Raw genomic sequence first — 4,333 nt, forward strand, 5'->3', positions numbered from 1 at the left:
ATGTCAGAAAATTTGCTTTTTGTTGGGTTGCGCTCCGCTTAACCCAACCTACTATATTATGACTTTTGTTGGTTGTAGTTGCCATGAGTGAATTTACTGGGGAGGGCGATATTTTCTGACATCTATTTTTCCCGTGACTGTTTCAGAAATTAGAGTTGTTCGATATTCTTGGATTAATTTTATTTCCTTTTCTATAGTGGCGATCGCTCGATTGATTTTTTCTGATTTTTTTTCAATGAATGACACTATTTTTTGTTGTTCGGAAATTGGAGGTAAGGCAATAGGAATTTGACAGTATCTTGTGGGGTTTAAATTAACTTGGTTGAGACTAACTAAAGCTCTTTGTCTTGCCACACTCAATAAACCATGAGAATTAAGTAAAAAATTTAGATAAACTGGATTAGCATCATTGTTTGTTTTCAATCTAACGAGATAAGAAGCAAAAGATACCTTGTCTTCTTTGCTACCTTGAAAAAGTCCTACCTTACCTACTAATTCTAAACTATTTGTTCGATTAAATAGTAAGTCGCCATCTTCTAAAATCAATTCTTGAGGAACACTTTCAAGACTTCCAGTCTCAGGAATTAAAACCTTTCCATCTTGTATATTTCCCATTGTTAGAATTTTGAATTTTCCTTCACCCCTGATGCTATCTGATATTCCATATCTATAAGATTTTAAGCACCTTTTAATTTTTCTAACCTCCCAATGTTCGGGTATTTCTCCTAACCATTCAATGCCTGAATATTTCATCGGCACATCTAGGTTAAGACCTTTAGTAACTGCCCGATTAATAATAACGGTTTTCTGTTCTTTTAGCAGTTCTATCATCCGTTGTTTTTTGGCAATATATTCATCTATTTGGTCAAGTTTGTGGTCTAGGAAGTGAGCGATCGCTTGTTGTTCTGGGAGGGGAGGTTTGAGAATTTTAAGCTTATGAAGTTTACTTGCTTTAATTCCCTGTGCTGTTGAACCTGTCGCCTCCTTTTGTATTTGATTTTGAAAAAAATATGACATCATAAAATACTTAGCAAACCAACCATTTAAAACTTGTTCCTTGCTTCTAATTTTAATAGACTTGTCGCTAAAGCAATTGTTTAAAAATCTACATTAGCTACTTCTCCTAAAGGAGCTTCCATAGTTAGTAAAATATCTCCTATTCTTGGTAAACCTCTCCTCATAATTTCCAAATATTTTTCATCTGAAACGTATTCTTTGGATATTTCATAATTGATTTTGCCATTACGAATATTTCTAGTAGTCACTAAGAATATTCCATCAGCAGTTTTTTCTGGTGTTTTACCTCTATAATCTGCTAATGAAGAAATATTTTTAGTTAAGGGTACAACCTCCCAATGTTCAGGAACATCCCCCAACCATTCAACACCTGAACTTTTATAAACCGGATATTTTTGCCAATTCAAATTAACCATATTTTTCCAGTAACCTCATAATTAAAAAAGTCAAATTTTCCCAAGTGCAGAAGGAGATACTGATAACTGATAACTGATTTAACGTTCCAAGTCTTCTACTTCATTAGGAGATACTGATAACTGATAACTGATTTAACATTCCTTCTGTTTCTTTTTCCAACTCCAAAAGTTCCTCCACAATATCCTCCAAACTCCGCAACTTCTGAAACTTATAAAAATACTTAGTAAACGAAATCTCATAACCCCGCACAACCTTATCAAAATCTATCCAAGCATCAGGAACATGAGGCAAAACTTCCCTCTCAAAATATTCCTCAATATCCTCCTTCAACGGCACATTTTCAGTATCCCTCAATTCCACATCCGGTTGATAAACAACCCCCTTTTTCGTCCGCTTCAAAACTACAGCTTTTCCCCGCTCATCCTTCTCAGTAAAAATCTGATAAATCAAATCCAAATCCCGCTTTTTTAACTTCCACCCCTCCCCTTTCAACCCCTGCTCAAAATCTCTCTTCACCACATTAAAATCCCACTGCACCTCCTCACCAAACAACCCCCGCAAAATATCCACCACTCCCAACAAATCATCACCCATTTTTTCCCCAAATTCCTCAACTCTTGCCGCCGTAACTTGAAAACTCAAACGCAAAGGTCTCTCCACAACAATCTTATTAAAACCAAAATCCTCATTATCAAAAATTCGACTATTATCCGACTCCGAAAAATCCATAAACTCCCCAGTTATCCTCTCAATATCCTCCCACCGCAACTCACAATTTTTACTCCCCAAATTTTTCCTTAATTTCCCATACCATTCCGTAGCATCTATCAACTGCACCTTACCCCGACGATGAACAGATTTTTGATTAGAAAGAATCCAAATATAAGTCGCAATACCAGTGTTATAAAACATATTCAACGGCAAACCAACAATACATTCCAACCAATCATTTTCAATAATCCACCGCCTAATATTACTCTCCCCACTACCAGCATCCCCCGTAAACAAAGCCGAACCATTATGAACAATTGCTATCCGACTTCCCAACTTTGTCGAATCTTTCATCTTAGAAAGTTTATTTACCAAAAATAATAATTGCCCATCACTACTCCGAGGAATAAGTTGTAACTCCTCCCCCTGATGTCTAACCAAAAACCTACTATCTTTTATCTCCTTTTTTCTCCCCACTAAAATCTTCTCTCCATCAACTTTCCAAGATTTACCATAAGGAGGATTAGCCAACATAAAATCGAAGGTGAAATTGGGAAAACCATCATTAGCAAGAGTCGAAGCATACTTAATATTATCCGTTTTTTTACCCTTAATTAACATATCCGCCTGACAGATAGCATAAGTCTCAGAATTAACCTCTTGACCATACAAATAAATGGTAACTTCTTTCCCCATTCCTGTTGCAAACTCCTGCAAAAAATTCTCCGCCTCCGTCAACATTCCCCCAGAACCACAAGCACAGTCATAAACTAAATAAGTAGTATTTTGAATCTGGTTTTTCACAGGCATAAAAATCAAATTCACCATCAACTTAATAATGTCACGGGGAGTAAAATGTTCTCCTGCCTCCTCATTATTTTCCTCGTTAAATCTTCTAATCAATTCCTCAAAAATATACCCCATCCCCAAATTAGATAACCCAGGTTGAATAACTTTTCCTTTTTTATCTTTTATCGGTTCCGGACTGAGATTAATTTCTGAGTCAGTAAACTTTTGAATTAAAGAATAAAGGCGGTTATGTTCCACCAAGGTTTCTAACTAATTGCTGAACTTAAATTTACTGATAATTTCCTGTACATTGTCACTAAAACCATTCAGATAATCTCTCAAATTCTCCTTAATAAAACTAGGCTCATCCAGTAATTTTTTCAGAGTATAAGAAGAAGTATTATAAAAAGGATATTTAGTAATTTCTGTTAATCCAGATTTATCAGTAAAATTCATTTTTTCATAAAAACCATTCTCTTTTATAACTTCTGCTTTAGTAGATTCAAGCAAACAATCTAACCGCCTAATAACAGTCATTGGTAGAATTACATCTCGATATTTTCCCCTCACATAAACATCCCGCAAAACATCATCAGCAATTCCCCAAATAAAACTAACAATTACGTTATGTGTCGCGTTATCCATTTATGTCATTTTTTGATATAGTAGAAGAAAAAGGGAAGAAGGAAGAAGGAAGAAGGAAGAAGGAAGAGGGAAGAGGGAAAAATATTGCTTTGTATGAGTGTTAAGCTTTTGATATTTCCTAACCTTTCCTTCCACTGCTATATACCAATTCATAAGCATTAATGCTATACCTAGGTAAAACTTCAGTTATTAAGTAATTAACACTATCCCAATCGTCTTTTTGCTAACTTGAGCAAAATTCATGTTAATTATTCTTATTTTTATATCAAATCAATTTAATTTGGTATTAAAAAATTTTCCATCGCAAGCGCCATTTCAAAATCTTTCTTTCTATCCCCTACATCCCCACTCCCCTACTCCCTCACTCCCTCACTCCTGGAAATGTCTATTCCAAACTTTCTACCGGAATAGGTTCCCAAACTTCACCATATTTTTCTTTCAAAGCTTGCCAAGTTTCTACCTGTCCAGGTTCGTATTCTCCTGGTTTTCCCCACTGTAAAAATGCACTCAAAGCAATTTTATCTTCATTATCTAAGAAACGAATTGCATAGGTAGTAAAATTTCCTCTTTTTGCCTCTCCACTCTCAAACTTTACCTGTTTAATCATATCCATGTTTAGATGAAATTCAACAATATCAGTATGCATATTGGCATATTTACCTTTAGGAAGTTCAGCATAAAATAACTTTTGAATTTTGCCCCTAACTTCCAATACCGCAGCACTACTTGTCACAATTAAACGTAAAGTTCCTAG

General features: G+C 35.2%; 5 protein-coding genes and 1 pseudogene. All 6 read right to left on the minus strand.

The window, feature by feature from the left end; genetic code table 11:
• Nucleotides 1-93 precede the first annotated feature (93 nt).
• The gene (locus AC3DU7_RS26525) at nucleotides 94-831 is read right to left on the minus strand and encodes a restriction endonuclease subunit S (RefSeq protein WP_488042269.1); all 738 of its coding nucleotides are present in this window, start codon (nucleotides 829-831) and stop codon (nucleotides 94-96) included.
• Between the two features lie 15 nt (nucleotides 832-846).
• Nucleotides 847-1,080, minus strand: a pseudogene (locus AC3DU7_RS26530) (restriction endonuclease subunit S); the annotation flags it as partial.
• A gap of 17 nt (nucleotides 1,081-1,097) precedes the next feature.
• Nucleotides 1,098-1,433, minus strand: a complete 336-nt coding sequence (locus tag AC3DU7_RS26535; RefSeq protein ID WP_488042265.1) for a restriction endonuclease subunit S domain-containing protein — start codon at nucleotides 1,431-1,433, stop codon at nucleotides 1,098-1,100.
• 103 nt (nucleotides 1,434-1,536) lie between these two features.
• Nucleotides 1,537-3,192, minus strand: a complete 1,656-nt coding sequence (locus AC3DU7_RS26540) for an N-6 DNA methylase (RefSeq protein WP_488042266.1) — start codon at nucleotides 3,190-3,192, stop codon at nucleotides 1,537-1,539.
• A gap of 12 nt (nucleotides 3,193-3,204) precedes the next feature.
• Nucleotides 3,205-3,579, minus strand: coding sequence for a type I restriction-modification system subunit M N-terminal domain-containing protein (locus AC3DU7_RS26545; protein ID WP_488042267.1), 375 nt, complete (start codon nucleotides 3,577-3,579; stop codon nucleotides 3,205-3,207).
• Nucleotides 3,580-3,964: 385 nt separating this feature from the next.
• On the minus strand, nucleotides 3,965-4,333 hold a 369-nt coding region (locus AC3DU7_RS26550; RefSeq protein WP_488042268.1), incomplete at its 5' end, for a ChuX/HutX family heme-like substrate-binding protein.

It is taken from the genome of Okeania sp., from assembly GCF_983059655.1.

Bases quoted from the DNA above. Each gene is read 5' to 3' on its own strand.
- AC3DU7_RS26525 (WP_488042269.1), bottom strand. From the start codon at position 831: ATGATAGAACTGCTAAAAGAACAGAAAACCGTTATTATTAATCGGGCA.
- AC3DU7_RS26535 (WP_488042265.1), bottom strand. From the start codon at position 1,433: ATGGTTAATTTGAATTGGCAAAAATATCCGGTTTATAAAAGTTCAGGT.
- AC3DU7_RS26545 (WP_488042267.1), bottom strand. From the start codon at position 3,579: ATGGATAACGCGACACATAACGTAATTGTTAGTTTTATTTGGGGAATT.